This window comes from Pseudomonas sp. PK-RTE-24, assembly GCF_054052265.1.
Genome location: NZ_CM133224.1, coordinates 2,893,474 through 2,918,113, shown reverse-complemented (window position 1 = coordinate 2,918,113; position 24,640 = coordinate 2,893,474). Strand labels below are relative to the sequence as shown.

The following is a 24,640-nucleotide window of genomic DNA, read 5'->3' as shown; positions in this document are numbered from 1 at the left end:
ATTTTTAAGGACTATTCAACACCTTTTTTGAAAAAGATCAAAAATAAGGAGTTGGATCGCTCACACCCGCCGCCGCGAAGCCTTCAGCACGCAGGCGGCAGCTGTCGCATTTGCCGCAGGCGCGGCCGTCATCGTCTGCCTGATAGCAGGAAACCGTCAGGCCATAATCCACGCCCAGCTTCACGCCAGCCTGGACGATCTGCGCCTTGCTCAGGTTTTGCAGTGGCGCCTGAATGCGGAAGCCATTGCCTTCCACGCCCGCTTTGGTGGCCAGGTTGGCCATGCGCTCGAACGACTCGATGAACTCGGGACGGCAATCCGGGTAGCCGGAATAATCCACTGCATTGACGCCGATGAAGATGTCGCGCGCGCCGAGCACTTCGGCCCAACCCAGCGCCAACGACAGAAACACGGTGTTGCGTGCCGGCACATAAGTCACCGGAATGCCTTCGCCCAGCTCTTCCGGAATGTCGATGCTGGTGTCAGTCAGCGCCGAGCCGCCCATGCCGTTGAGATTCAGGCCAATGACCTTGTGCTCGACCACTCCCAGATCGCGAGCAACGCGGGCGGCGGCATGCAATTCAGCATGGGAGCGCTGGCCGTAATCGAAGCTCATGGTATAGCAGGCGTAGCCTTCGGCGCGTGCCATCGCCACCACGGTGGCCGAGTCGAGGCCGCCCGAAAGCAGGATAACGGCACGTTTTTCGGTAGTGTTCAGTTGCTCAATCATCTCAGCGCCCCGGCTCATCATTCCATAGATATTTATGCAACTGCAGTTGCAGCCGCACTGGCAGGTTATCTGCCACCACCCAATCCGCCAGATCCCTGGCATTGAGGTCATGATGACTTGGGGAGAAAAGCACTTCACCCGCACGTCGATCAAGCCCGTACTGGATCAGTTTCGATACCGCCCAGTCATAGTCTTCCCGCGAGCAGATGACAAACTTCACCTGATCGTTGCGGGTCAGCAGTTCGATGTTCTCGTAACGGTTGCGATGGGCTTCTTTCGAGCCCGGCGTTTTCAGGTCGACGACGCGACTGACACGCGGATCGACGGCGGACACGTCGAGGGCGCCGCTGGTTTCCAGCGACACCTCGTAACCGGCATCACACAACCGTTCAAGCAAAGGAATGGCGTTCGGCTGAGCCAACGGCTCACCGCCGGTGACACAAACGTAACGCGGACGATAACCGGCCACTTGCTCAAGGATGTCGTCGAGGGTGCGGACGGTGCCGCCGCTGAACGCATAAGCGCTGTCGCAGTATTGGCAACGCAACGGGCAACCGGTCAGGCGCACGAAAACCGTGGGCAGCCCGGCAGTCCGAGTTTCCCCCTGCAACGAGTAGAAAACTTCGGTGATTCTCAATGTGTCTTGCATAGTCGCCACGGGCGTAACAGCTAAACAGGCTGTCCGCCTCCGTCAGGCACTTCAGGCAATCCCGCCAACGCGTAGACCACAAGAAGCGTGTTTCAGAAAAAGGGCGTGAATTCTAACGAAAAAACCCGCGACAAGCGCGGGTTTCTTCAAAACACGGATGAACAGGCTTACATGCGCTGCAAATCACGCTGGGCCAGCTGCGCGGCGGAAGTGCCCGGATATTGGGACACCACCTGCTGCAGAATGCCTTTGACCTTGTCGGTATGACCGAGGCGGCGTTCTACGTCAGCCAGCTTGTACAGCGAATCCGGCACTTTGTTGTGCTTGGGATACAGCTGCGAAACCTTGGCAAAGGCCTGACCTGCACCTTGCAGATCACCCTTGGCCAGGTTCACTTCGCCCAACCAGTACTGGGCGTTGCCCGCGTACTGGCTGTTGGGGTATTTGCGCAGGAAAGCGGCGAAGGCCTGGCTGGCCTTGTCGAAATCCTTGGCTTTGATCAGGTCGAAAGCGGCATCGTAATACAGCTTTTCCTTGGCCGGATCAGCCGGTTCGCTACCCGCAGCAGGGGCCTGGGCTGCCGCAGCAGCACCCGCGCCTGCGGCAGCACCGGCAGCAGCACTTGCATCGCCACCAGCAGAAGAATTCTCGGGAGTCGCGGCTGGTGCAACGCCGGATCCTATGCGCCGATCAAGATCCTGGTATCGCTCCAGGGATTCCTGCTTCATGCGCGAAACCTGATTCTGCAGTTCTTCGATCACGCCCTGTTGGCGCGAGATCTGATCCTGCATCTGTTGCAATTGGTTGAACAGCATGCCTTGTGCCGAGGCAGGGGCCGAAGCCGCTCCCCCGGCATAGGCGCCGTTCGTACCGTAACCCGCAGGCGGATAACTGCTCCCGCTATTGTTATAACCGGAGTTGTCATCGACCACAGGAACCGCAGCCCACGCCGCAAGCGGCGCGAGGCTGAGAGCCAGAACAGTTACAGCACGACGGCACGTTCGCATATCGAATTACTTACGCAGTTCGACGCGACGGTTCTGGGCCCAGGACTGCTCGTCGTTGCCGGTAGCAACTGGACGCTCTTCGCCGTAGGAAACCAGTTCCAGCTGAGCTGGGGAAACACCTTGCAGTACCAGGTAGCGCTGAACGGCTTTCGCACGACGCTCGCCCAGTGCCATGTTGTACTCACGAGTACCACGTTCGTCGGTGTTGCCTTCCAGAACAACGCGAGCGCCGTTTGCTTTCAGGTCTTTGGCGTGAACGTCCAGAGCGCGCATGGCTTCTGGCTTCAGGTCCGAGCTGTCGTATTCGAAGTAGAAGGTGGTGATTGCGCGCAGAGCAGCTTCTTCGCTCAGGGAACCGTCAACGGCACCGGTGTTTGCGCCGTAACCAGCGTTTGGATCAACAGCGCCTTCACCGGCGTTGTCGCCGCCTTTGGACGAGCAACCTACAGCTACAGCCATGGCCAGAGCCAGCGCAGCAAATTTACCAAACTTCAGCATTTCCATCGTGAAACTCCTAATGAACCCCAGTGTGTTAAGTAAAACGTGTAGCGCCCGCTCACTTCAGGTAAGGGGACCAGGACGGTTCTCTGACTTCGCCTTGAGCGGTAGGAAGCGGGAGCCTCACGCGTCCATTAATGGACACGAGCATCAAGACTCCCCGGCCCTGTTGGCGGGTGGCGTAGATTACCATGGTGCCGTTGGGCGCAACAGTAGGTGACTCGTCCAGAGTGCTATCAGTGAGGATCTTTACACTACCTCGCTGCAGATCCTGAGCTGCCACCTTGAAATTGGTGAAGCCATCCTGACGATGAATCATCACCAAAGTCTTTTCATCAGCCGAAAGTTTCGGGTTGGCGTTGTAGTTGCCCACGAACGTCACACGCTCGGCACCACCGCCACCGACGCTGGTTTTATAGATTTGCGGCTTGCCGCCACGGTCCGAGGTGAAATAGATGGTCGAGCCATCCTTGCCCCAGAACGGTTCGGTATTGATGCCTTGGCCGTTGGTTACGCGGCTGATCTGACGCGAACCGAGGTTCATCACGTAGATGTCCGGGTTGCCGTCTTTCGACAGCACGAACGCCAGGCGATTGCCATCCGGCGACCAGGCTGGCGCGCCGTTGAGGCCCTCGAAGTTGGTGATCTGCTCACGGCGACCGGTGTCGATGTTCTGCATGAAGATACGCGGACGCTTCTGCTCGAACGACACGTAGGCGATACGCTTGCCATCCGGTGCAAAACGCGGCGACAGGATCGGCTCGCGCGATTGCAGCAGAGTCACTGCGCGGGCGCCGTCATAGTCGGAGCGCTGCAGGGTGTAGCGCGTGTTCTTCTCGGAGAAACGCTCGGCCGTTACGTACAGCAAACGTGTCGAGAAGGCACCGTCAATACCGGTCAGCTTCTGGAACGACTGATCGGAAATGAAGTGCGCCATGTCACGGATCTGGTCGGTCGTACCGGAAACACTGCCGTCCGCCACTTTCTGCTCGGTGGCGACGTTGAACAGTGCCCACTGCACCTGCAGGCGACCGCCCGCTGGAGCGATGCTGCCGACCATCACGTATTGAGCACCCAATGCCTTCCAGTCACGGAAGATGATTTCGCTCGGCTGGCTTGGCTGGCTGATCATGTTTTGCTTGGGGATCGGCGCGTAGTAGCCCGAGTTGCGCAAATCGTTACCGATGATTTCCGCCATGTCATCCGGTAGCACGGCACCGCCCTGCATGCCGAACGGTACGACGGCGATCGGAGTTGCCCGGTCAGTGCCACTGCTGATCAGGATGTTCTTTTCGTCTGCTACCGCTATCCCTGCAAGGCAGCAGATAACGACCAGCATTGATCGAAGAATATTTCTCACAAGCCTAAATCCTCAGGATTGAATGTCATCTTGAATGAACGATACGGAGCAAAATCACTAGGGCTCAACCCCTGCATTTCCGTCAACCGCCCGATGTTCTTGACTGCAGCTACCGCCGAAGCGTCAAAAGGAGCATCGCCGCTGGACTTCGTGACCGCGGCGCCCGTTACGGTACCGTCCGGCAACATACTGATCCGCAGCTCTACCTTCATGCCTTTACGTGCCGAAGGCGGAAGATTCCAACCCTCCGAAACACGCAGCCTGATCAGATCATCGAAATCACCCGCGACGCTGTCGCCGAGTTCATCAGCCTTGGTCGCTGCCCGATCAGTCTTGTCCGAAAGCAACTCAGCCAATGCCTGGGCCTTTTTATCTTCAGCCGATTTACGAGCTGCGTCCTGGGCCTTTTTCTTGGCAGCGTCAGCAGCAGCCTTTTTCTTCGCATCTTCGGCGACTTTCTTCTTCGCCTCTTCAGCTTCAGCTTTCTTCTTGGCGTCTTCGGCGGCTTTCTTCTTCGCGTCTTCGACGATCTTCTTCTTGGCTTCTTCAGCAGCGGCTTTCTTGGCCTCTTCTTCAGCAGCCTTTTTCGCCTCGTCTTCGGCCTTCTTCTTGGCTATATCAGCCAATTGTTTCTCTTCGGCCTTTTTCGCTTCGGCTTTCTTCGCGTCGTCGGCTTTCTTGGCTTCATCAGCCTTTTTCGCTTCGTCCGCTTTCTTCGCCTCGTCGGCCTTCTTGGCTTCCTCGGCCTTTTGAGCCGCTTCCTCTTTCTTTTGTTCCGCCGCCTTCACCGCTTCCTGCTCGATCTTTTTCTGTTCGAGCTGTTCGACTTCAGTCTGGCGCGCGGCAGTTTTCTTCGCCTCACCCGCAATCTTCTGATTGGTCTGGGTAGTCGCCGGACTTTTCGATTTCAGCTGGTACAGAGTCGCCTGGACGATCGGCTTGGCCGGCGGCAGTTCGGGCGTGAAGGCAAAACTGACGAACAGCATGCCAAACACCAGCACGTGCAGGACGATTGCCAGAACACTAGGCCAGAAGTAGCTTTCCGAGGCGGACGGCTCTCGCTGTTGCTGCATCAGGGGGCCTCGGTAATCAGACCAACGTTACCGACCCCGGCTTTCTGCAACCCGCCCATGGCGCCCATGACGGCGCCGTAGTCGACAGTCTTGTCGCCACGAATGAACACCTGGGTGCGTTTGCCGCCCTCGGTGCCGGCGCGGATGATCTTGGTCACCGCGTCCGTCATCTGTGGCAGGGTCATGGCCCTGTCCTGTTGCTTCTCGGTGTCGACTTCGCTGCCAAGGTTCCAGTAGTAGGTCTTGTCAGCCTTGATCGAAATGGTCAGGACCTGAGTGTTGTTGTCCTGCGGCAAGGCTTCGCTGGAAACCTTGGGCAGATCAACTTTCACGCCCTGATTGAGCATCGGCGCGGTCACCATGAAGATGACCAGCAGCACCAACATCACGTCGATGTAGGGCACCACGTTCATCTCGGCGACCGGCTTGCGCTTTTTGCGAGCTCGAGCGATTAAAGCCATCGGGAAATACCTGCTTATTCTTCGCTGGTGTGCACTTTGCGGTGCAGGATCGCCTGGAATTCATCGGCGAACGTGTAGTAGCGGCCCAGCAAGGTTTCGCTGCGCGCAGCAAAACGGTTGTAAGCGATGACCGCCGGGATCGCAGCGAACAGGCCGATCGCGGTGGCGATGAGGGCTTCGGCGATACCCGGGGCAACGGTGGCCAGGGTCGCTTGCTGGGCGCTGGCCAGACCGCGGAAGGAGTTCATGATCCCCCACACGGTGCCGAACAGACCGATGTAAGGGCTGACCGAACCGACGGTGGCGAGGAACGGCAGGCTCTGCTCGAGTTTCTCTTCTTCGCGCGAGATGGCCACGCGCATCGCACGAGCGACACCTTCCATCACGGCTTCAGGATCGACACCTGGCTGCTGACGCAGACGGGAGAATTCCTTGAAGCCGGCACGGAAAATCTGCTCCACGCCCGAATCCGGATCAGGATTGCTGCCGGCCTGACGGTACAGTTTGGACAGGTCGATGCCCGACCAGAAGCGCTCTTCGAAGCTCTCCAGGGCACGTCGACCGGCACGCAGCAAGTTGCTGCGCTGAAAGATCATGATCCATGAGGTCACCGATGCGGCCACCAGGGTCAACATTACCAACTGCACCACGATGCTGGCATTGCTGACCAGGCTCCACATGGAGGAATGGTCGACGACGTTAGCTTCCACGCTTTATCTCCTGCTTTGAGTGTGTACCCGGGCCGACCGCGTCGGCGAAGGCCGCACGCAGGTCTTCGGGAAGGGCCCGGGGTTTCAAACTGTCGGTGCGCACGCAGGCCACCAAAAACTGCCCTTCGCAGAGCAGCACATTATCCGTGGCCCGCCTGACCTGCTGTTTGAAGCGCAGGCTGGCACGGTTCAATTCGATTACATCAGCGCTTACCAGCAGTTCGTCATCCAGTCGCGCCGGCGCGTGGTAGCGCGCTTCGCTGGAATGCACGACGAACAACAGGTCCTCTCCGGCAAGCACAGATTGGGCAAAACCCAGTTCCCGTAGCCGCTCGGTTCGAGCCCGTTCCATAAACTTGAGGTAATTAACGTAATACACGATGCCGCCCGCATCGGTGTCCTCGTAATAAACGCGACAACGATGTGCGAACGGCTCAAGCCCGTTTTGCGCGCGCATACTCTAGTGCTTACTCCTCAGGTTGCCAATCCGGCCAGACAACTGTTTTTCGTGGTTTCAAAGCTTTAACGCAAAAGTACCGTCGTCTGACAGTACAAACCCTGAATAAATCACCAACAAATGTGTATCAATCGTCGACGGCGTCGAGAAACTCGTCTGCCACGGGCATCTCGCCCATGCGTGACGGAACATTCAAACCGAAATGCAGATAGGCATGCCGCGTCACTACCCTGCCCCGTGGCGTGCGCATGATGTAGCCCTGCTGGATCAGATACGGTTCGAGCACGTCTTCAATGGTGTGGCGTTCTTCACTGATCGCCGCCGCCAGACTGTCGATACCAACCGGACCGCCGTCGAACTTCTCGATCATGGTCAGCAGCAGACGCCGGTCCTGGTGATCGAAACCGTGTTCGTCGACGTCCAGCAGGTTCAGCGCCAGATCCGCCACCGCTTTGGTGATGTGTCCCTTGGCGCGTACTTCAGCGAAATCGCGCACCCGCCGCAGCAGACGGTTGGCAATTCGCGGCGTGCCACGGGCGCGACGGGCGATCTCGAACGAACCTTCCGGGTCCAGCGGCAGACCGAGAATTGCCGCCGAACGACTGACGATCGTTGCCAGATCCGCCGTGCTGTAGAACTCCAGACGCTGGACGATACCGAAGCGATCACGCAACGGATTGGTCAGCATGCCGGCGCGGGTGGTGGCGCCGACCAGAGTGAAAGGCGGCAGATCGAGTTTGATCGAGCGCGCTGCCGGCCCTTCGCCGATCATGATGTCGAGCTGGAAATCTTCCATCGCCGGATACAGCACTTCTTCAACGATCGGCGACAGACGATGGATTTCGTCGATGAACAACACATCGTGCGGCTCAAGATTGGTCAGCAACGCGGCCAGATCACCCGGGCGTTCCAGCACTGGCCCGGAGGTGCTCTTGATCGACACGCCCATTTCCTGGGCAATGATGTTCGCCAGCGTGGTCTTGCCCAGCCCCGGCGGGCCGAAGATCAGGGTGTGATCGAGGGACTCGCTGCGGCCACGGGCAGCCTGGATAAACAGCTCCATCTGCTCGCGCACGGTCGGCTGGCCAATGTAGTCGGCCAGACTGACCGGGCGGATGGCCCGATCCTGGACTTCTTCGCGCTCGCGCGGGCTGTGCGCGGCGGCGATCAGACGATCAGCTTCAATCACTTAAATCATTCCCTTCAGAGCGCGGCGGATCAGGTCTTCGCTGCTCAGGTTCTTGTCTTTGATCGCGGAAATCGCCTTGCTCGCTTCCTGCGGCTTGTAGCCCAGCGAGATCAACGCGCTGACCGCATCGGTCTCGGCACTGTTGACCGGCGCCGGGCCGTCCGGCTGATTCGGCACCAGCGCGAACATCGCCGGCGAAGTTTCCCAGGCCTTGAAGCGATCTTTCAATTCCACCAGCAAACGCTCGGCGGTTTTCTTGCCAACCCCCGGCACCTTGGTCAGCGCCGAAGTGTCCTGAGACTGCACGCAGCGCACCAGCTCGTCGACTTCCAGGCTCGACATCAACGCCAGCGCCAGTTTCGGTCCGACGCCGTTGAGACGGATCAGCTCGCGAAAGAAGTCTCGCTCACGCTTGCCGGCAAAACCATAGAGCAATTGCGCATCTTCGCGTACGACCAAATGGGTGTGCAGGGTCAGCGGTTCGCCGACCGACGGCAGACGATAAAGGGTGGTCATGGGCACTTCCACCTCATAGCCAAGGCCATTGACATCGAGAATCAGGTGCGGCGGCTGTTTTTCAGCCAGGGTGCCGCGCAAGCGTCCAATCACGTTTTGAATCCTTGAGCGCTGGCCAGCCGTGGGCTGGCGACGATTGAAGGTGGCTTGCGCGCCGGCAACACAGGCACCGCGAAGCCACTTTCAGGAAAATTGATGCTGATGCTATCAGAGACGCAGGCGCCCGCCACGACTGCGTGCGGTTCCCAGACCGTGCGGCAGCAGGCTGGAGCGCGTGTGCGCATGGCAAATGGCAATCGCGAGAGCGTCGGAGGCGTCGATCTGCGGCTTGCTGGTCAACTTGAGCATGTGCATGACCATCATCTGCACCTGCTCCTTATTGGCCGCACCGGTGCCGACCACCGCCTGTTTGACTTGCGTGGCGGTGTACTCGGCGATTTCCAGACACTCTTCGGCGCCGGCGACAATCGCAGCGCCCCGCGCCTGTCCGAGCTTCAGCGCCGAGTCGGCGTTTTTCGCCATGAACACCTTTTCGATGCCCATGGTCACCGGGCCGTAGGTCTTGATGATTTCGCGCACGCCGCGATAGACGATCTGCAGACGCTCATGCAGCTCGCCGGAACCGGTGCGAATGCAGCCCGAGGCCACATAGATGCAGCCACCCCGCCCGGTATCGCGAACGATCCCGTAACCGGTGATGCGCGAACCGGGGTCGATACCAAGGATTAGAGTCATAACGCCTGCAGAAAATGATGCGAAAGCTGAGGGTACATGTAGGAGCTGCCGAAGGCTGCGATCTTTGTGTTTTTAAAAGATCAAAAGATCGCAGCCTTCGGCAGCTCCTACAGAAGAAGTGTAGAGCCAGCAAAAAACTGCGACCTTTCTATTTACATCAGCCAAGCTGAGCGGCGACGTCTTCCGGGATGTCCGCGTTGGAGTAGACGTTCTGCACGTCATCCAGGTCCTCAAGCATGTCGATCAGCTTGAGCACTTTCTCCGCACCTTCCAGATCCAGCTCGGCGCTCGTGGTCGGCTGCATGACGATTTCCGCATCATCGCCCTTGAACCCGGCCGCTTCCAGCGCGTTGCGCACCGCATAGAAACCGGTGAACGAGGTGAACACGTCGATCGAACCGTCTTCGTGGGTGACCACGTCATCGGCATCGGCTTCCAGTGCCGCTTCGGTCAGTGCGTCTTCATCGACGCCCGGAGCGAAGCTGATCTGGCCCTTGCGCTCGAACAGATACGCCACCGAACCATCGGTGCCGAGGTTGCCGCCACACTTGCTGAACGCGTGACGCACAGCCGCCGCAGTGCGGTTGCGGTTGTCGGTCATGCACTCGACCATCACCGCCACACCGCCCGGGCCGTAACCTTCGTAGGTCAGTTCTTCAACGTTGTCCGCTTCAGTGGCGCCGGCACCGCGCGCGACGGCACGGTCGATGATGTCGCGACTCATGTTCGCGCTCAACGCCTTGTCCAGAGCCAGACGCAGACGCGGGTTGGAACCCGGATCACCGCCACCCTGACGGGCCGCAACGGTCAGTTCACGGATCCACTTTGTGAAGATCTTGCCCCTCTTGGCATCCTGACGTTCTTTGCGGTGCTTGATGTTTGCCCACTTGGAATGACCTGCCATAACTTGCTCCGAATGCTCTTTGAAACCTTGCCCGCCCCGCCGAGGCAGCGGCCGGCAATTGAAAAATTCGACCTGAGAAAGAAAAAAGGCGCATCCGAAGATGCGCCTTCAGGCCCGTCTTACTCAGCCTTTGGCGTTTCGCGCAGGCGAATGTGCAGCTCGCGCAATGCCTTGGCATCCACTACGCCCGGAGCCTGCGTCATCACGTCGGCAGCACTCTGGGTTTTCGGGAAGGCGATCACTTCACGGATCGACTGGGCGCCGGTCATCAGCATCACCAGACGGTCCAGACCGAAGGCCAGACCACCGTGCGGCGGTGCACCGTACTTCAGCGCGTCGAGCAGGAAGCCGAACTTCTCTTCCTGTTCCGCTTCGTTGATGCCCAGCAGGCGGAATACCGCTTGCTGCATTTCCTTGCGATGGATACGGATCGAACCGCCGCCCAGTTCGGTGCCGTTCAACACCATGTCGTACGCACGGGACAGTGCGCCGGCCGGGTTGGCTTCGAGCTCCTGCGGGGTGCACTTCGGCGCGGTGAACGGGTGGTGCAGCGCCGAGAAGCTGCCGTCGTCGTTCTCTTCGAACATCGGGAAGTCGACGACCCACATTGGCGCCCACTCGCAGGTCAGCAGCTTCAGGTCGTGACCGAGCTTGATACGCAGCGCGCCCAGGGCTTCGCTGACGATCTTGGCCTTGTCGGCACCGAAGAACACGATATCGCCATCGACTGCGCCAACGCGATCGAGGATCACGTTGAGCTTGTCTTCCGGGATGTTCTTCACGATCGGCGATTGCAGACCTTCAACACCGGCCGCGCGCTCGTTGACCTTGATGTACGCCAGGCCCTTGGCACCGTAGATGCCGACAAACTTGGTGTAATCGTCGATCTGCTTGCGCGGCATGCTCGCCCCGCCTGGAACGCGCAGTGCGGCGATACGGCACTTCGGATCGTTGGCCGGGCCGCTGAATACCTTGAAGTCGACTTCTTTGAGCTGGTCGGCAACGTCGACCAGTTCCAGCGGAATACGCAGGTCCGGCTTGTCCGAACCATAGCGGCGCATGGCCTCTTCGAAGGTCATGTGCGGGAATTCGCCGAATTCCAGATCCAGCACTTCCTTGAACAGGTTGCGGATCATCTGCTCGGTCAGGCCCATGATCTCTTTTTCATCGAGGAAGCTGGTCTCGATATCGATCTGGGTGAATTCCGGCTGACGGTCGGCACGCAGGTCTTCGTCACGGAAGCATTTGGCGATCTGGTAGTAACGGTCGAAGCCGGCGACCATCAGCAGCTGCTTGAACAGCTGCGGCGATTGCGGCAGGGCGAAGAACGAACCGGCGTGGGTGCGGCTCGGCACCAGATAGTCACGCGCACCTTCCGGGGTGGCACGGGTCAGGATCGGCGTTTCGACGTCGAGGAAGCCGTTCTCGTCGAGGAAGCGGCGGATGCTGGTGGTCATGCGCGAACGCAGACGCAGCTTCTCGGCCATTTCCGGACGACGCAGGTCGAGGAAGCGATAGCGCAGGCGGGTTTCTTCGCCAACGTCGGAGAACTCGTTGAGCGGGAACGGCGGGGTTTCCGACTCGTTCAGCACTTCCAGTTCATAACCCAGCACTTCGATCATGCCCGAGGCCATGTTGGCATTGGTCGCGCCGGCCGGACGCAGACGCACCTTGCCGGTGATCTTCACGACGTATTCGCTGCGCACGCGATCGGCAGCGGCGAAGCTCTCGGCGCGATCCGGGTCGAACACCACCTGGGCCAGACCATCACGATCACGGATGTCGAGGAAAATCACCCCGCCGTGGTCGCGGCGACGGTGAACCCATCCGCAAAGGGTAATTTCCTGGCCTTCCAGGCTTTCGTTCAGTTGGCCGCAATAGTGGCTGCGCATCATGGTGTGGTTCGCTTCTCGTAATTCGAAATTCGGTGGAGATCCCGCCGCCATCAAGCAAGGCGGAAACTCACGCGTGTCGTTCGTTCAGGGTTGGAACCCTAGTCAGCTTTGTCGCCACCGGCCAGATTCTTCTTGGCTCCGGTCTTGAAGTCGGTCTCGTACCAACCGTTGCCGCTGAGGCGAAAACCCGGCATGGACAGCTGCTTCTTCAGTTCGGGCGCCTGGCAGGCAGGGCAATCGACCAACGGTGCGTCGCTGATCTTCTGAATGGCTTCCAACTGATGACCACAGGAAGCACATAGGTAATCGTACATTGGCATGGAGGTGTCTCGGCGATCAGATTGCTGCCGCGCGCAGGGCTTTGCGGCGAAAGCGCGGGATTATATCGATTAAATGCGGGCTGTGCAGCCGTAACGCTGCACGGCCCGCAACCTCGTTGCAACCGCCGTTTCAGCGTGAAACTGCGGGTGCGAGATCTTTGATCCCGTTCATGACGCAAACCACCCGCACCAGCGCACTGAAATTCTTCACTCCGCCGTAACGCAGATGCACCTCACGATCAACGTGGGATAGCAGTGTGCTGATCGAGCAATGATTGTCCTCGGCCATGCCGCCGAGGATGTTCCAGTAGACCTGCTCGAGTCGCAGGCAGGTCGCAAAACCATTGAGGCGAATCGATCGCGACAGCGGCCGGATCAGGTTCATGTCGAACTCGCTGACAAACGGATCGACCTTTATTATGTGCCGCGAAGCCGACATCCTGCCGCTTCGCCTGTCTCCTTCTACCATAGCGTTGACACTCCTTTGCCATGACTGCTGATTTATAAGGCAACATCCTGCGCCTTCATAAAAACCCAGTGACAAAGTTCGCGCCATACGACTTGTTGACCAGCCTCGTAGGACAAGCCAACGACAACGGTAAGAGTCTGGAGAGCATGCGGACGACCTCACGCCGTCCGCAGCGGCCGGGTCATTCCTCGAGCAGCGCGCGCAACATCCACGCAGTTTTTTCGTGCACTTGCATGCGCTGGGTCAGCAGGTCAGCGGTGGGCTCGTCGCTGACCTTTTCCAGCAGCGGGAAGATACCGCGCGCGGTACGAGTCACCGCTTCCTGGCCTTCGACCAATTGCTTGATCATGTCTTCGGCGCTCGGCACACCGACTTCTTCTTTAATAGAAGAAAGACGCGCGTAGGTCGCGTAGGCACCCGGCGCCGGGAAGCCCAACGCACGGATACGCTCGGCGATCGAATCGACGGCCAGCGCCAGCTCGTTGTATTGCTCTTCGAACATCAGGTGCAACGTGCGAAACATCGGGCCGGTGACGTTCCAGTGGAAGTTATGGGTTTTCAGATACAGCACGTAGGTGTCCGACAGCAGTCGCGACAGCCCTTCGACGATGGATTTGCGGTCTTCTTCACTGATACCGATATCAATTGCCATGCTTGCCCCCTAACAGTGATTGAATTCATCCAGCAGGTTCGGTCCCACTGTAGCAAGGCAAGAGCCGGCTCGCAGCTATGAATCCGTGGTCAGACTGCGACAAATCGACCGTTTCTCTGCCGCTGGCCGGGCTGATTTGAGTAGCCGCAGGCTTTGCTGTTAAATAGGCAGTGTGTCGCCATGCCCTATTTTCCGGGGTGTTGCGCATAGGCTGATGCCGTGTACGTGTCCACCGCCTCTTATTTTGTCCTGAAGCGAACCGTGCGCCTTCAGCTCTTCCTTGTGAGCCGTCATAACGTGAGCCAATCAAAATGTTGAAAATCGTCCACCTGCTAATGGGCGCAGCAGCCTTGCTGCTGTCGTTCATACCCAGCCTGAAAGCCGAAGCCGTTCCTTACCTGCAACAGCCCGATGCACTTTACCTGGCCTTTTTCGGCCTGCTGAACCTGGTCATCGCTCCAGTGATTCCTTACTGGAACAAAGGCCCGCGGCAGCATCTGCAAAATCTGGTCAGCGCCCTTCTGGTACTGACTGTCGTCCTGCAAACTTTGACCCTGATCGCGCCGATGCCGGTCATCGCTGGCCAGCCGGCGGTGTTGTTCAGCCTGGTGATCGCCCTGGTTGCCGTGCTGCTGCATCTGGCCGTGAGCTTCTACAAATCGTCACCGGCCGCTGCGCCGACTACCTATGACATGAGCAATCGCGATACCGGCACCGTGAAGTGGTTCAACACTTCCAAGGGTTTCGGGTTTATCTCCCGGGATTCCGGCGATGATATTTTCGTGCACTTTCGCGCCATTCGTGGCGAAGGCCACCGCGTCCTGGTCGAAGGCCAGCGCGTCGAGTTCTCGGTAATGAACCGCGACAAGGGCCTGCAAGCCGAGGACGTGATCGCCGCCCTGCCGCGTCGCTGATCCAAAGCAAAAAAACCGCGAGCAGCCTGACTGTTCGCGGTTTTTTTATGCCTGCCGAATGGCTCAATAATGCGGCGGCGGTGCATCTTCCTCAAAAGCACCGAACTGCCCGACCATTTCTTCGTGACGCTTGATCAGCGCTTCCATCTGCAATTGCAGGCGCTCGATGACTTTCTGCTGGGCCACCAGCACATCGTTCAAAGCCTGAATGGTGTCATCCTGAAAGGCCAGACGGCTTTCCAGATCGGTTACGCGTCCCTCAAGGCTCATGACTCAGCCCTCCAAAAAAGTGAATTCATCGGTCAGCACCAGACGCAAGCGCTCGCGAATGGCTGCTACCTGTTCCGCGCTGTACGGCTTGGCCGGGTGCCTGCCCCAGACCGGAGCCGGCCAGGCGACATCGTCACGCTTACGCACGATCACATGCATATGTAACTGGCTGACAACGTTACCCAGGGTTGCCACGTTCAGCTTGTCGGCGTCGAACGAATCCTTGAGTAACTCGGCAAGGGTGGTGGTTTCCTGCCACAGTTGCTGCTGATCGGCGACATCCAACTGAAACAACTCGCTTATATCCTCGCGACGAGGTACCAGGATGAACCAAGGGTAATTGCTGTCGTTGGACAGCAACAGCCGGCACAACGGAAAGTCGCCGATGACCAGGGCGTCCTGTTGAAGTCGTGAATCCAAAGCAAACACTGTGAGCACTCCCGCTGATCCTCTAACTCAGCTTAGCGGCGGCCCATTCGAAGCAGCGCGCCAAGCGACAGAACGGCAGCATACCTGCGAATGCAGCGAGCTTCACGCCGCTGCCAGCAGTAAATCGTCAGGCGCTCCGACATGAAACATTTATCCCGGCCGCGCACCAACACGGGCCCCGACATGAGCCTTGACGTGAAGAGCTGCACGAAAATCCTTGATCTGCCGTACCTCAGGTCAGTCGCCGCCAGATTGCCCAAGGCTGGATTCATGATTTTTTTGCACCAAAACTGCACAACACGACTACGCTCACTGGGTCGGGCATCCGCTAAATACTCAGTAAGGGGTGAACCGGTAACGTTTTTTGCTGTCCTGCGCACCCTGGGTACGCTGCAACACCATTGGGAGAACCTCGTCAAGCCCGCAGCAAAAAAGGCTCCGGAGCCCCGTTTTCACACGGTTTTCACATCTGCGAGCGGCCCATAGAAAAATAACCGCAGCGTTTTCGCGGTTTGTGCACGCTTGTTGCATTAGTAACCGTATGGACTATAAGCGCACCACTGGAAGTGGTCGCTTGAAGCCAATAAAAACAGTGGCAGGGTTGCCCGATGGAGATTCAAGTGTTTTGCCAGGGACTCTTTTTTAGCGATGCAAAAAAGGCCCGGAAACAGCGATAAAGTTGTCAGTCCGGCTGCATCGGTACTGTGAATTTGCGACATCCAGCGCTCCTTTTGCGACAACGCCGTAAAGAAGCTGAAAGGTTGATTTCGCAAGTATCGCCAACAATGTCGGCGTGATATAAGTTTGCGCCGACACAAAAAGAAAGAGCCGCCCAGATAATAAAACAGGTGGGACGGCAGTACTCTTCTAAAAACCAAAGGAGCAAATCACGATGCGCGTGATGAAGTGGAGCATGATCGCCCTGGCTGTTGCAGCAGGCACCTCGCAGTTCGCAATGGCGTCTTCTCAAGATGAATCGAAAGGTTTTGTTGAAGACAGCAGCTTCAGCGTCAAGACTCGCATGCTGTATATGAACCGTGATTTCAAGAACGAAAACCTGAAAAGCAGCCCGTCGGGTGAGCGCCAGGGCTATCGGGAAGAAACCGGTATTGGCATGCATGCCATTTACGAGTCCGGCTTCACCCAAGGCACCATCGGTGTAGGTGTAGATGCTTTCGGTCTTGGCTCCATCAAGCTGGACACTGGACGCGGCCGCACTGGCAACGGTCTGTTCGCTCCCGATAGCGACGGCAGAGCTGAAGACACTCAGTCGAAAAGCGGTGGAGCAGTCAAGTTCCGTCTTTCCGACACTGTCCTGAAATACGGTAACCAGTTTGTCGCCAGCCCGGTTTTTTCCACCGACGACAGCCGCTTGCTGCCTGAGACCGCTACCGGCACCATGCTCGTATCCAAAGAGATCCCGGGCCTGGAACTGAGCGCAGGTCGCTTTACCGCGCTGAGCGCGCAAAGCCAGATGGGTCGTGACTCCATCGTTGAAGGTGGCCTGAAATCCGCTGACATCGCCGGTGCTACCTATCAGTTCACCGACAGTTTTGTCGCCGGTGTTGCAGCATCCGACGTGGAAGACCACTTCAAGAAGCAATACGTCAATCTGAACTACACCCTGCCGATCAACGACGAACAGTCGCTGAACTTCGATTTCAACGGGTACAAGAGCAAGAGCCAGGGTCAAGACCTGTCCGGCGACATCGACAACCGCATCTGGTCCCTTAGCGCTGCTTACAGCATCGGCGCGCACAAATTCACCCTCGCCCACCAGCGCTCCAGCGGTGACACCGGTTACGTGTACGGCGTGGACGGCGGCGGCACGATCTTCCTCGCCAACTCCGTGCAGTACTCTGACTTCAACGGTGCAGACGAGCGTTCGTGGCAGGGCCGTTATGACCTGAACATGGCTACCTTCGGCGTACCTGGTCTGAGCTTCATGACCCGTTACATCAAAGGTGACAACATCAGCACCGGCGCTGAAGAGGGCAAAGAGCACGAACTGGACTTCGAATCCAAATACGTTATGCAAAACGGTCCAGCGAAAGACTTGTCTTTCCGCCTGCGTAGCGCCTGGTATCGCTCCAACACTTCTTACAACGGTGGTGATAACAACGACCTGCGTTTGATCGTTGAATATCCACTGAGCATCCTGTAATAAGGTTGCGAAGCTGACGTACTGTAGAGCTTTGCTCTAACAAAACCGCCCTCCTGAATCAGGAGGGCGGTTTTTTTATGGATGAATAACTGATCAAACAGAAAAAACATTAGCCAGCTACTTATTAGCCAGCATAGTTTTATCGCGCCGATAAAAAACCCGAGAGTGTGCACACTGCTCGGGTTTTATATTAGTTGCTGACTGCCAAGCCAACTTCAAAGACGCTTACTGCGTGGCAGATTCCTGCACTACGCGTATAACCCGCTGTGGAAACGGAATATCAATCCCGGCAGCCTTCAAACGATCCCGCGCCTGTTCATTGAACATGAACATCACATCCCAATAATCCGCAGTTTTAACCCAGACACGCAGGGAAACCGTGATCGAACTGTCGCCCAATGTCGAAATCACTGCCTGTGGCTCGGGGTCCTGCATGACGCGGGGATCCTTGGCCAGATCCAGCAATACCTGACGGGCCTTCTGCAGATCCGCTTCGTAATCCACGCCCACATCGAACACGACTTTGCGGGTTGGCTGGCGGTTGGTGTTGGTGATGATGCCGTTCGACAGGTTGCCGTTGGGCAGGATGATGGTCTTGTTGTCGCCGGTACGCAGCACGGTGTGGAAAATCTGGATGCTGTCGACGGTACCCGCTACACCTTGGGCTTCGATCCAGTCACCGATACGGAACGGGCGGAACAGCAGAATCAGCACGCCGCCAGCGAAGTTCGCCAGGCTGCCCTGCAAGGCCAGACCGATCGCCAGACCCGCAGCACCGATAGCCGCGACGAACGAGGTGGTTTCGACGCCGATCATCGACGCGACGCTGACAATCAGCAGCACCTTGAGAATGATGTTGGCCAGGCTGCTGATAAAGCCTTGCAGCGCGAGGTCGGCATTGCGCAGGGCCAGCAGACCGCCGAGTTTTTGCGTGACCTTGTTGATCAGCCACCAGCCGATCGCCAGGGTAATCACTGCCAGCAGTACGCGGCTGCCGTATTCCATGATCATCGGGATCCACGCCTGGGACGCCTTGACCAGGTGGTCCACTTCCGCATTCAAATCCATGTTCTATCTCCTGATTTCCGGCTTCCCGGGGTGTATTCAAAACAACTGTGGGAGCGAGCCTGCTCGCGAATGCGGCGTGTCAGTCAACTTTTCGCTGAATGAAACACCGCATTCGCGAGCAGGCTCGCTCCCACATAGCCTTCAGACCAAGCTTAGTCGCGGAAGTTGTTGAACTGCAGCGGCATGCCGAATTCCCTGGCACGCAGGGCCGCGATGGCTTCCTGCAAATCGTCGCGCTTCTTGCCGGTGACACGCACCTGCTCGCCCTGAATGGCGGCCTGGACCTTGAGCTTGGCTTCCTTGATGTGGCCGACGATTTTCTTTGCCAGCTCTTTGTCGATGCCTTCCTTGAGGATGGCGTCCTGCTTCATCAGTTTGCCCGAAGCGTAAGCATCCTTGACCTCAAGGCACTGCACGTCGATCTTGCGCTTGGTCAGCGCCAGCTTGAGGATTTCGATCATCGCTTCGAGCTGGAAAGCAGCTTCGGCGGTGAGGCTGACGGTCAGGTCTTTTTCCTTGAACTCGAAGCTGCCCTTGCCTTTCAGGTCATAACGACGATCGAGTTCCTTCACGGCGTTCTCGACCGCGTTGGTGAGTTCGTGTTTGTCCAGTTCGGATACCACGTCGAACGACGGCATGTAATCTCTCCAATAAAAAGGCGCGCTCGATGTGGATGGAGCGCGCTTGGCTTGCGGTTAAAATCGGGCTCATTATAACGGGTCTTTTCCTACCGATACGGCGAGCCGCACATGCCTGCAAGCAATCGAGCAAAAAACTGATGTCGACCACCTGGCATGTACTCGGCGCCGGCAGCCTCGGCACACTCTGGGCGACACGTCTGGCCCGGGCCGGCTTGCCTGTGCAACTGATCCTGCGCGATGCCGCGCGCTTGCACAGCTACGAGGCAGTGGGCGGCTTGACCCTGGTAGAAAACGGACAAGCTCATACCTATGCAGTTCCCGGCGAAACCCCGGACAGCCCCGAGCCAATTCGCCGTTTACTGGTCGCGTGCAAGGCCTATGACGCCGAAGAGGCCGTCGCCCGCCTCGCTTCACGCCTCGCTCCGGACGCCGAACTGATCCTCCTGCAAAACGGCCTTGGCAGTCAGGACGCCGTGGCCGCGCGGGTACCGCAAGCGCGCTGCATCAGCGCGTCCAGCACCGAGGGCGCGTTCCGCGATGGCGATTGGCGCGTGGTGTTTGCCGGTCACGGTTTCAACTGGCTGGGCGATGCGGCAAATCCGCTGGCGCCGGTCTGGCTGGACGATCTGCAAGCGGCGAACATTCCCCATGAATGGAGCGCTGACATCCTCACCCGACTGTGGCGCAAACTGGCGCTGAACTGCGCGATCAACCCGCTGACCGTGCTCCACGATTGCCGCAACGGCGGGCTGAGCGAGCATCACTGCGAAGTTGCCACACTCTGTGCCGAATTGACCGAACTGCTCGAACGCTGCGGCCAACCCGCTGCGGCGGACAATCTGCAAGCGGAAGTCGAACGCGTGATCCACGCCACCGCCGCCAATTACTCTTCGATGTATCAGGACGTCGCCAACCAGCGCCGCACCGAGATCAGCTATCTGTTGGGCCGCGCCTGCAAAGTTGCCGAGCGCCATCAGTTGCATCTGCCGCATCTGCAGCAGTTGCAGCAACGCCTGATCGCTCATCTGCACAAGCGTGGATTGCCCAGCGACTGAGCAGCCGCTAGGCTGACGACTTGTTCCCCTGCTGCGATAAACCTGATGCCATTGCGCCAGCGCCTTGAAAACCTGCCGGTCGGCCAGAAACTGCTGGCCGCCCTGCTGGTGTTGTTGACCACGGTTCTGCTGGTCGCCAACCTGACCTTTATCAGCGCCGCCTACTACATTTCCCAGGAAAGCATGGCACCACAGGCCTTGCAGACCATCGGCCGGCTGATCGCCAATCCGAGTCTGGTCAGCGATGCGCTGGAGTCGCCGCGCAGCGCCGAGCGCCTGCTCAAGGAGCTCGACAGTTATTCACCGCTGCGCGCCGCCGCCCTGTACGACGGCAAGGGCGAACGCCTGGCGCAAGTGCAGCGCGGCGAAAAACTCAGCCTCCCCGAGCGCTACCGCCATGTCGAAGCCTGGCAACTCACCGAGTTTCGCAGCAATCAACTGATCACCCTGCCCCGCCCCGGTGCCGCGCCGGGGCATCTGTTGCTGGTCGCCAGCAGCGAACTGCCGATGGCGTTCTACACCGGCACTCTGACCGCCAGCCTCGGCATCCTGATCTTCAGCGTACTGCTGTGGCTGGTGATTGCCCGGCAGATCAAACGTCTGATTACCCGGCCGATTCATCAGCTGGAGGAATTGTCCCGGCAGGTCACCCGCGAAGAGAACTACGCCTTGCGCGCTGCACGCGGCAATCACGACGAAATCGGCAGTCTGGCCGAGGCGTTCAACACCATGCTTTCGCGCATCGAAGCCCGTGAGCAGCAACTCAAACGCGCCCGCGACGACTCGCAGGCCGCCTACGATCAGGCGCAAGGGCTGGCCGAGGAAACCCGCCATACCAACCGCAAACTGGAGCTGGAAGTCCAGGTGCGCAGCAAGATCGAAAAGAAGCTCACCGGCTTCCAGAATTATCTCAACAGCATCATCGACTCGATGCCCTCGGCGCTGATCGCTCTCGATGAACAGCTCTACGTCACCCAGTGGAACCAGGAGGCCAGCGCACTTTCCGGGACACGCCTGGACGAGGCGCTGAACCAGCCGATCTTCCTCGCCTTCGAACCGCTCAAGCCGTTTTTGCCGCAGCTCAAGGCCACCGTCGAACAGCACACCGTGGCCAAAGTCGACCGGGTAACCTGGTTCAAGGACGATGAACCCAAGCATTATGCGCTGACGTTTTATCCGCTGATGGGCGGTGCCGGGCGTGGCGTGGTGATCCGTATCGATGACATCACCCAGCGTCTGTCGCTGGAAGAAATGATGGTGCAGTCGGAGAAGATGCTCTCGGTCGGTGGCCTCGCGGCCGGCATGGCCCACGAAATCAACAACCCGCTCGGCGCGATCCTGCACAACGTGCAGAACATTCGTCGGCGTCTGTCGGCGGATCTGCCGAAGAACATCGAGACTGCCGAACAACTGGGCATCGAACTGGACACGGTGAACCGCTACCTGCAAGGCCGCGAAGTCCCGCAACTGCTCGACGGCATTCAACAGGCCGGCGCCCGCGCGGCGAAAATCGTCACGCACATGCTCAGCTTCAGCCGCCGCAGCACCCGGCAAATGGCGCCGTGCGATCTGCCGGCGCTGATCGATCAAGCCGTGGAAATCGCCGGTAACGACTTCGATCTGGCCATCGGTTTCGACTTCAAGGGCCAGGCGATCATCCGCCAGTTCGACCCGGCCCTGGGTCCAGTGCCGGGCACCGCCAACGAACTGGAACAGGTGCTGCTCAATCTGTTGAAAAATGCCGCGCAGGCGATTCATCAGCGCGAAGACGACAGCGAGCCGGGCCGGATCATTTTGCGCACCAGACTCAATCCGCCGTGGGCCGAGATTCAGGTCGAGGACAACGGCATCGGCATGAGCGAGAACGTGCGCAAGCGCACTTTCGAGCCGTTCTTTACCACCAAGGAAATCGGCCAGGGCACGGGGCTTGGTCTGTCGGTGTCGTACTTCATCATCACCAACAATCACAAAGGCCAGATGGAAGTGCAGTCGGCGCCCGGCCAGGGCACTTGCTTCACTCTGCGTCTGCCGCTGGTGCAGCCTGCGCCATTGACCACCGAAACCAATTCACTACCGAGGTAACCCATGGGCTTTCGCTTGTCGAAGATCTACACCCGCACCGGCGACAAAGGCGAAACAGGCCTCGGTGACGGCCGTCGCGTCCCCAAGGATCACCCGCGCATCGAGGCGATCGGCGAGGTCGATACGCTGAACAGTCAGGTCGGCGTGCTGCTGGCCGGTTTGCTCGCCGAGCGCGAAGTGCATCCGGCGCTGAATGAAATCATCGAAGTGTTGGCGCCTTGTCAGCATCGCCTGTTCGACCTCGGTGGAGAACTGGCGATGCCTGAATATCAGGCGTTGAACGAGGCCGAAATCGAGCGTTTGGAAGCGGCGATTGATGTGTGGAATGAAGAGCTGGGGCCGCTGGAAAACTTCATCTTGCCGGGTGGTTCGATGTTGATTGCGCAGGCACATGTCTGCCGCAGTCTGGCGCGCAGTGCCGAGCGGCGCTGTCAGCATTTGAATGCGCTGGAGCCGTTGGCCGGGGTTGGCCTGGCGTATATCAATCGGTTGTCGGATTTGCTGTTTGTTGTGGCGCGGTTGATTGCGCGGCGGCAGGGGGTGGCGGAGATTTTGTGGCAGCCGGCGGCGAAACCTGAAGGAAAGTAGCGCCTGTCAGGGCGCCTTCGCGAGCAGGCTCGCTCCCACATTTGACTGCATTCTGACTGGAGAAATGCAATCCACTGTGGGAGCGAGCCTGCTCGCGAAGAGGTCGGTAGCTCTTACACTGGATCAGGCCAGAACGCCCGAATCCCCGCGACACCCTGAGCCCCAGTACCCCAAGCCTTCTCGCGTTCCGCCGGCCCTACTCCACCGAGCAGAAACACCGGTTTACTGAAACCGTCAATCAACGCCTGTGCTCGCTCCCACCCCAACGGCTGCGCATCCGGGTGCGTCAGCGTCGGCTGCACCGGCGACAGAGTGACGAAATCAACGCCCATCTGCTCGGCCAGCGCCAGTTCTTCGGCGTCATGGCAGGACGCCGCGAGCCAGCGCTCGGCCGGCAACGGACGTCCTGCCGCTGCGTATTTACGCAGTTGGGCAGCGGTGATGTGCCATCCGGCAGACGGGAAATCGCCGAGCCATTCGAAAGGCCCTTTGATCATCAACTGCGCCTTGCCGGCGCACAGGCCCACCGCATCCACCGCCAGATCCCGGTATTTCGGGTCGTAGCCGTTGGGTGCGCGCAGCTGGATCAGTTTGATGCCTCCGGCAATCGCCTTCTGGATGCCGCGCAACAAGGCCGGGCCCTCCAGATCTTCGGGAGTGATCAAGTATTCGGCAGGCAAGCGCGCCGCCGCGACGATCGGCTGATTGGCCGCCGGAAACTCATAGCCGATCAATTCCCTGGCAGTGACCCAGGCCAGTGGCTGGCCTTCAGCGCCGTGGGGTTCGCCACTGAACGCCGAGACTTCCCAGACATCCAGCAAGACCTGTTTGTCCGGGTAATCGTGGCGAACCTTGATCAGCGGCCGGGCAGCGTCAACGACGATGCCCAGCTCTTCGTGCAGCTCGCGAGCCAGTGCCGACTCGACCGATTCGTCAGCCTCGACCTTGCCACCGGGAAATTCCCACAAGCCGCCTTGATGCTGGGTGTCGGCACGGCGGGCGATAAGGATTTTGCCGGCGCCGTCACGAATGACGGCAGCGGCGACGTGGACGCGTTTCACGGGTTCAATTCCTCCAGTCCAGCCTTTTGCCACGCTTTGAAGGCGGGCCATTGGTAGATGGTTTCAACATAGGCTTCGTCGACCGCCGGCAGCTTCACCTGATAGGTGCGCAAGCGCACGGCGATCGGCGCGAAAAAGGCATCGGCAAGGCTGACACGACCGAACAGGTACGGCCCCTCTTCCGTCGCTACCGCGCGGCATTCGGCCCACAGCGCGAGCATGCGTTCGATATCGACCTTCACTTCTGGCGGCACCGGGTTCAGCGGTGCGTCCTGGCTCAGGTTGAACGGCATGTGGTTACGCATGGCGAAGAAGCCGCTGTGCATTTGTGCGCAGGCCGAGCGGGCCTGCGCGCGGGCAAAGGTATCGCTCGGCCAGAGTTGCTCGGACGGAAACTGCTCAGCGAGGTACTCAGCAATGGCCAGCGAATCGGCGATGGTGCCACGGGTGGTATGCAGCAGCGGCACCTTGCCGGTCGGCGAGTGCTTGAGCAGGCGCTCGCGGGTGTCGGGTTTGCCGAGCTTGATCAGCTCTTCGCTGTAGGGTGCGCCGGTCAGGTCCAGCGCCAGTGCCGCACGCAGGGACCAGGAGGAAAGCAGTTTGTCGCCGATGATCAGGTGCAGGGACATGGTGTGGCGCCTTTTCGTCAGGGAAACAATCCAGAATGTCTGGCGTCTGGTCGTCCGTCATCGCGGGCAAGCCCGCTCCCACAGGTTTTGGTGGTGTACACGGCATTTGTGAAC

At 58.9% G+C, this 24,640-nt stretch carries 28 protein-coding genes; 5 read left to right on the top strand and 23 right to left on the bottom strand.

What is annotated here, in order from left to right; genetic code table 11:
* Positions 1–37: 37 nt before the first annotated feature.
* The 17 genes from queC to ACV8MC_RS13000 all read right to left on the bottom strand — a co-directional run bounded on the left by queC (position 38) and on the right by ACV8MC_RS13000 (position 13,625).
* The gene (gene queC / locus ACV8MC_RS13080; RefSeq protein ID WP_041479788.1) at positions 38–730 is read right to left on the bottom strand and encodes a 7-cyano-7-deazaguanine synthase QueC; all 693 of its coding nucleotides are present in this window, start codon (positions 728–730) and stop codon (positions 38–40) included.
* 1 nt (position 731) lies between these two features.
* Entirely contained in the window at positions 732–1,379 is a 648-nt protein-coding gene (gene queE / locus ACV8MC_RS13075; protein ID WP_041479789.1) for a 7-carboxy-7-deazaguanine synthase QueE, read from the bottom strand.
* 167 nt (positions 1,380–1,546) lie between these two features.
* The gene (ybgF, locus tag ACV8MC_RS13070; protein WP_024014085.1) at positions 1,547–2,386 is read right to left on the bottom strand and encodes a tol-pal system protein YbgF; all 840 of its coding nucleotides are present in this window, start codon (positions 2,384–2,386) and stop codon (positions 1,547–1,549) included.
* Between the two features lie 6 nt (positions 2,387–2,392).
* Positions 2,393–2,890 carry a peptidoglycan-associated lipoprotein Pal gene (gene pal, locus ACV8MC_RS13065; RefSeq protein ID WP_003178634.1) on the bottom strand — a complete coding sequence of 166 codons (498 nt, stop codon included), beginning with the start codon at positions 2,888–2,890 and terminating at the stop codon, positions 2,393–2,395.
* A gap of 52 nt (positions 2,891–2,942) precedes the next feature.
* Entirely contained in the window at positions 2,943–4,223 is a 1,281-nt protein-coding gene (gene tolB / locus ACV8MC_RS13060; RefSeq protein WP_082367955.1) for a Tol-Pal system beta propeller repeat protein TolB, read from the bottom strand.
* Positions 4,224–4,240: 17 nt separating this feature from the next.
* Positions 4,241–5,317 (bottom strand): cell envelope integrity protein TolA, encoded by a 1,077-nt coding sequence (gene tolA, locus ACV8MC_RS13055; RefSeq protein ID WP_150741944.1) that lies wholly within the window; start codon positions 5,315–5,317, stop codon positions 4,241–4,243.
* Positions 5,317–5,769, bottom strand: a complete 453-nt coding sequence (tolR, locus tag ACV8MC_RS13050; protein ID WP_160767866.1) for a protein TolR — start codon at positions 5,767–5,769, stop codon at positions 5,317–5,319. The genes tolA and tolR overlap by 1 nt, the downstream gene beginning before the upstream one ends.
* Positions 5,770–5,792: 23 nt before the next feature.
* The gene (tolQ, locus tag ACV8MC_RS13045; protein WP_008080223.1) at positions 5,793–6,488 is read right to left on the bottom strand and encodes a protein TolQ; all 696 of its coding nucleotides are present in this window, start codon (positions 6,486–6,488) and stop codon (positions 5,793–5,795) included.
* Positions 6,478–6,945, bottom strand: coding sequence for a tol-pal system-associated acyl-CoA thioesterase (gene ybgC / locus ACV8MC_RS13040; protein WP_041479792.1), 468 nt, complete (start codon positions 6,943–6,945; stop codon positions 6,478–6,480). The genes tolQ and ybgC overlap by 11 nt, the downstream gene beginning before the upstream one ends.
* 127 nt (positions 6,946–7,072) lie before the next feature.
* Positions 7,073–8,134 (bottom strand): Holliday junction branch migration DNA helicase RuvB, encoded by a 1,062-nt coding sequence (ruvB, locus tag ACV8MC_RS13035; RefSeq protein ID WP_024014087.1) that lies wholly within the window; start codon positions 8,132–8,134, stop codon positions 7,073–7,075.
* Positions 8,135–8,743 carry a Holliday junction branch migration protein RuvA gene (gene ruvA / locus ACV8MC_RS13030; RefSeq protein WP_024014088.1) on the bottom strand — a complete coding sequence of 203 codons (609 nt, stop codon included), beginning with the start codon at positions 8,741–8,743 and terminating at the stop codon, positions 8,135–8,137.
* Between the two features lie 114 nt (positions 8,744–8,857).
* Entirely contained in the window at positions 8,858–9,385 is a 528-nt protein-coding gene (gene ruvC, locus ACV8MC_RS13025) for a crossover junction endodeoxyribonuclease RuvC (protein ID WP_016773501.1), read from the bottom strand.
* Positions 9,386–9,542: 157 nt separating this feature from the next.
* A complete protein-coding gene (locus ACV8MC_RS13020) occupies positions 9,543–10,289 on the bottom strand; it encodes a YebC/PmpR family DNA-binding transcriptional regulator (RefSeq protein ID WP_024014089.1) in 747 nt (248 codons plus the stop codon).
* Positions 10,290–10,408: 119 nt separating this feature from the next.
* The gene (gene aspS, locus ACV8MC_RS13015) at positions 10,409–12,184 is read right to left on the bottom strand and encodes an aspartate--tRNA ligase (RefSeq protein ID WP_064365013.1); all 1,776 of its coding nucleotides are present in this window, start codon (positions 12,182–12,184) and stop codon (positions 10,409–10,411) included.
* 98 nt (positions 12,185–12,282) lie between these two features.
* Positions 12,283–12,504, bottom strand: a complete 222-nt coding sequence (locus tag ACV8MC_RS13010) for an FmdB family zinc ribbon protein (RefSeq protein ID WP_056787910.1) — start codon at positions 12,502–12,504, stop codon at positions 12,283–12,285.
* A 130-nt stretch (positions 12,505–12,634) separates the two neighbouring features.
* Positions 12,635–12,973: a ribbon-helix-helix domain-containing protein gene (locus ACV8MC_RS13005; RefSeq protein WP_150637472.1), complete on the bottom strand. Its 339-nt coding sequence runs from the start codon at positions 12,971–12,973 to the stop codon at positions 12,635–12,637.
* A 181-nt stretch (positions 12,974–13,154) separates the two neighbouring features.
* The gene (locus ACV8MC_RS13000) at positions 13,155–13,625 is read right to left on the bottom strand and encodes a Dps family protein (RefSeq protein WP_217853051.1); all 471 of its coding nucleotides are present in this window, start codon (positions 13,623–13,625) and stop codon (positions 13,155–13,157) included.
* Between the two features lie 311 nt (positions 13,626–13,936).
* On the opposite strand from ACV8MC_RS13000, the gene ACV8MC_RS12995 reads away from it, so the two are divergent.
* The gene (locus ACV8MC_RS12995; protein ID WP_016773496.1) at positions 13,937–14,539 is read left to right on the top strand and encodes a cold-shock protein; all 603 of its coding nucleotides are present in this window, start codon (positions 13,937–13,939) and stop codon (positions 14,537–14,539) included.
* 63 nt (positions 14,540–14,602) lie between these two features.
* On the opposite strand, the gene ACV8MC_RS12990 is transcribed toward ACV8MC_RS12995, so the two are convergent.
* The gene (locus tag ACV8MC_RS12990; protein WP_041479795.1) at positions 14,603–14,809 is read right to left on the bottom strand and encodes a SlyX family protein; all 207 of its coding nucleotides are present in this window, start codon (positions 14,807–14,809) and stop codon (positions 14,603–14,605) included.
* Between the two features lie 3 nt (positions 14,810–14,812).
* The gene (locus ACV8MC_RS12985) at positions 14,813–15,238 is read right to left on the bottom strand and encodes an HIT family protein (protein WP_056787907.1); all 426 of its coding nucleotides are present in this window, start codon (positions 15,236–15,238) and stop codon (positions 14,813–14,815) included.
* 892 nt (positions 15,239–16,130) lie between these two features.
* Here ACV8MC_RS12985 and ACV8MC_RS12980 point away from each other — a divergent pair.
* A complete protein-coding gene (locus ACV8MC_RS12980; RefSeq protein WP_071173364.1) occupies positions 16,131–17,402 on the top strand; it encodes an OprD family porin in 1,272 nt (423 codons plus the stop codon).
* Positions 17,403–17,627: 225 nt separating this feature from the next.
* Here ACV8MC_RS12980 and ACV8MC_RS12975 read toward each other — a convergent pair whose 3' ends face one another.
* Both ACV8MC_RS12975 and ACV8MC_RS12970 read right to left on the bottom strand, forming a co-directional pair.
* On the bottom strand, positions 17,628–18,470 hold the full coding sequence (locus ACV8MC_RS12975) for a mechanosensitive ion channel family protein (protein WP_016773492.1): 843 nt from the start codon (positions 18,468–18,470) through the stop codon (positions 17,628–17,630).
* A gap of 152 nt (positions 18,471–18,622) precedes the next feature.
* Positions 18,623–19,108, bottom strand: a complete 486-nt coding sequence (locus ACV8MC_RS12970) for a YajQ family cyclic di-GMP-binding protein (protein WP_056787899.1) — start codon at positions 19,106–19,108, stop codon at positions 18,623–18,625.
* A gap of 140 nt (positions 19,109–19,248) precedes the next feature.
* On the opposite strand from ACV8MC_RS12970, the gene ACV8MC_RS12965 reads away from it, so the two are divergent.
* From ACV8MC_RS12965 to ACV8MC_RS12955, 3 genes are read left to right on the top strand one after another with little or no spacing between them, the layout of a single operon-like run.
* Positions 19,249–20,166 (top strand): putative 2-dehydropantoate 2-reductase, encoded by a 918-nt coding sequence (locus ACV8MC_RS12965; RefSeq protein WP_457265499.1) that lies wholly within the window; start codon positions 19,249–19,251, stop codon positions 20,164–20,166.
* A 45-nt stretch (positions 20,167–20,211) separates the two neighbouring features.
* Complete coding sequence (locus tag ACV8MC_RS12960) at positions 20,212–22,248, top strand: sensor histidine kinase (protein ID WP_076563949.1); 2,037 nt, start codon at positions 20,212–20,214, stop codon at positions 22,246–22,248.
* Between the two features lie 3 nt (positions 22,249–22,251).
* Positions 22,252–22,836 (top strand): cob(I)yrinic acid a,c-diamide adenosyltransferase, encoded by a 585-nt coding sequence (locus tag ACV8MC_RS12955; protein ID WP_056787890.1) that lies wholly within the window; start codon positions 22,252–22,254, stop codon positions 22,834–22,836.
* A 113-nt stretch (positions 22,837–22,949) separates the two neighbouring features.
* Here the strand turns inward: ACV8MC_RS12955 and ACV8MC_RS12950 are convergent, their stop codons facing one another.
* Complete coding sequence (locus ACV8MC_RS12950; RefSeq protein ID WP_457265496.1) at positions 22,950–23,897, bottom strand: Nudix family hydrolase; 948 nt, start codon at positions 23,895–23,897, stop codon at positions 22,950–22,952.
* Entirely contained in the window at positions 23,894–24,526 is a 633-nt protein-coding gene (locus tag ACV8MC_RS12945; RefSeq protein ID WP_457265494.1) for a glutathione S-transferase family protein, read from the bottom strand. Before ACV8MC_RS12945 ends, ACV8MC_RS12950 begins: the two co-directional genes overlap by 4 nt.
* Between the last annotated feature and the right edge of the window lie 114 nt (positions 24,527–24,640).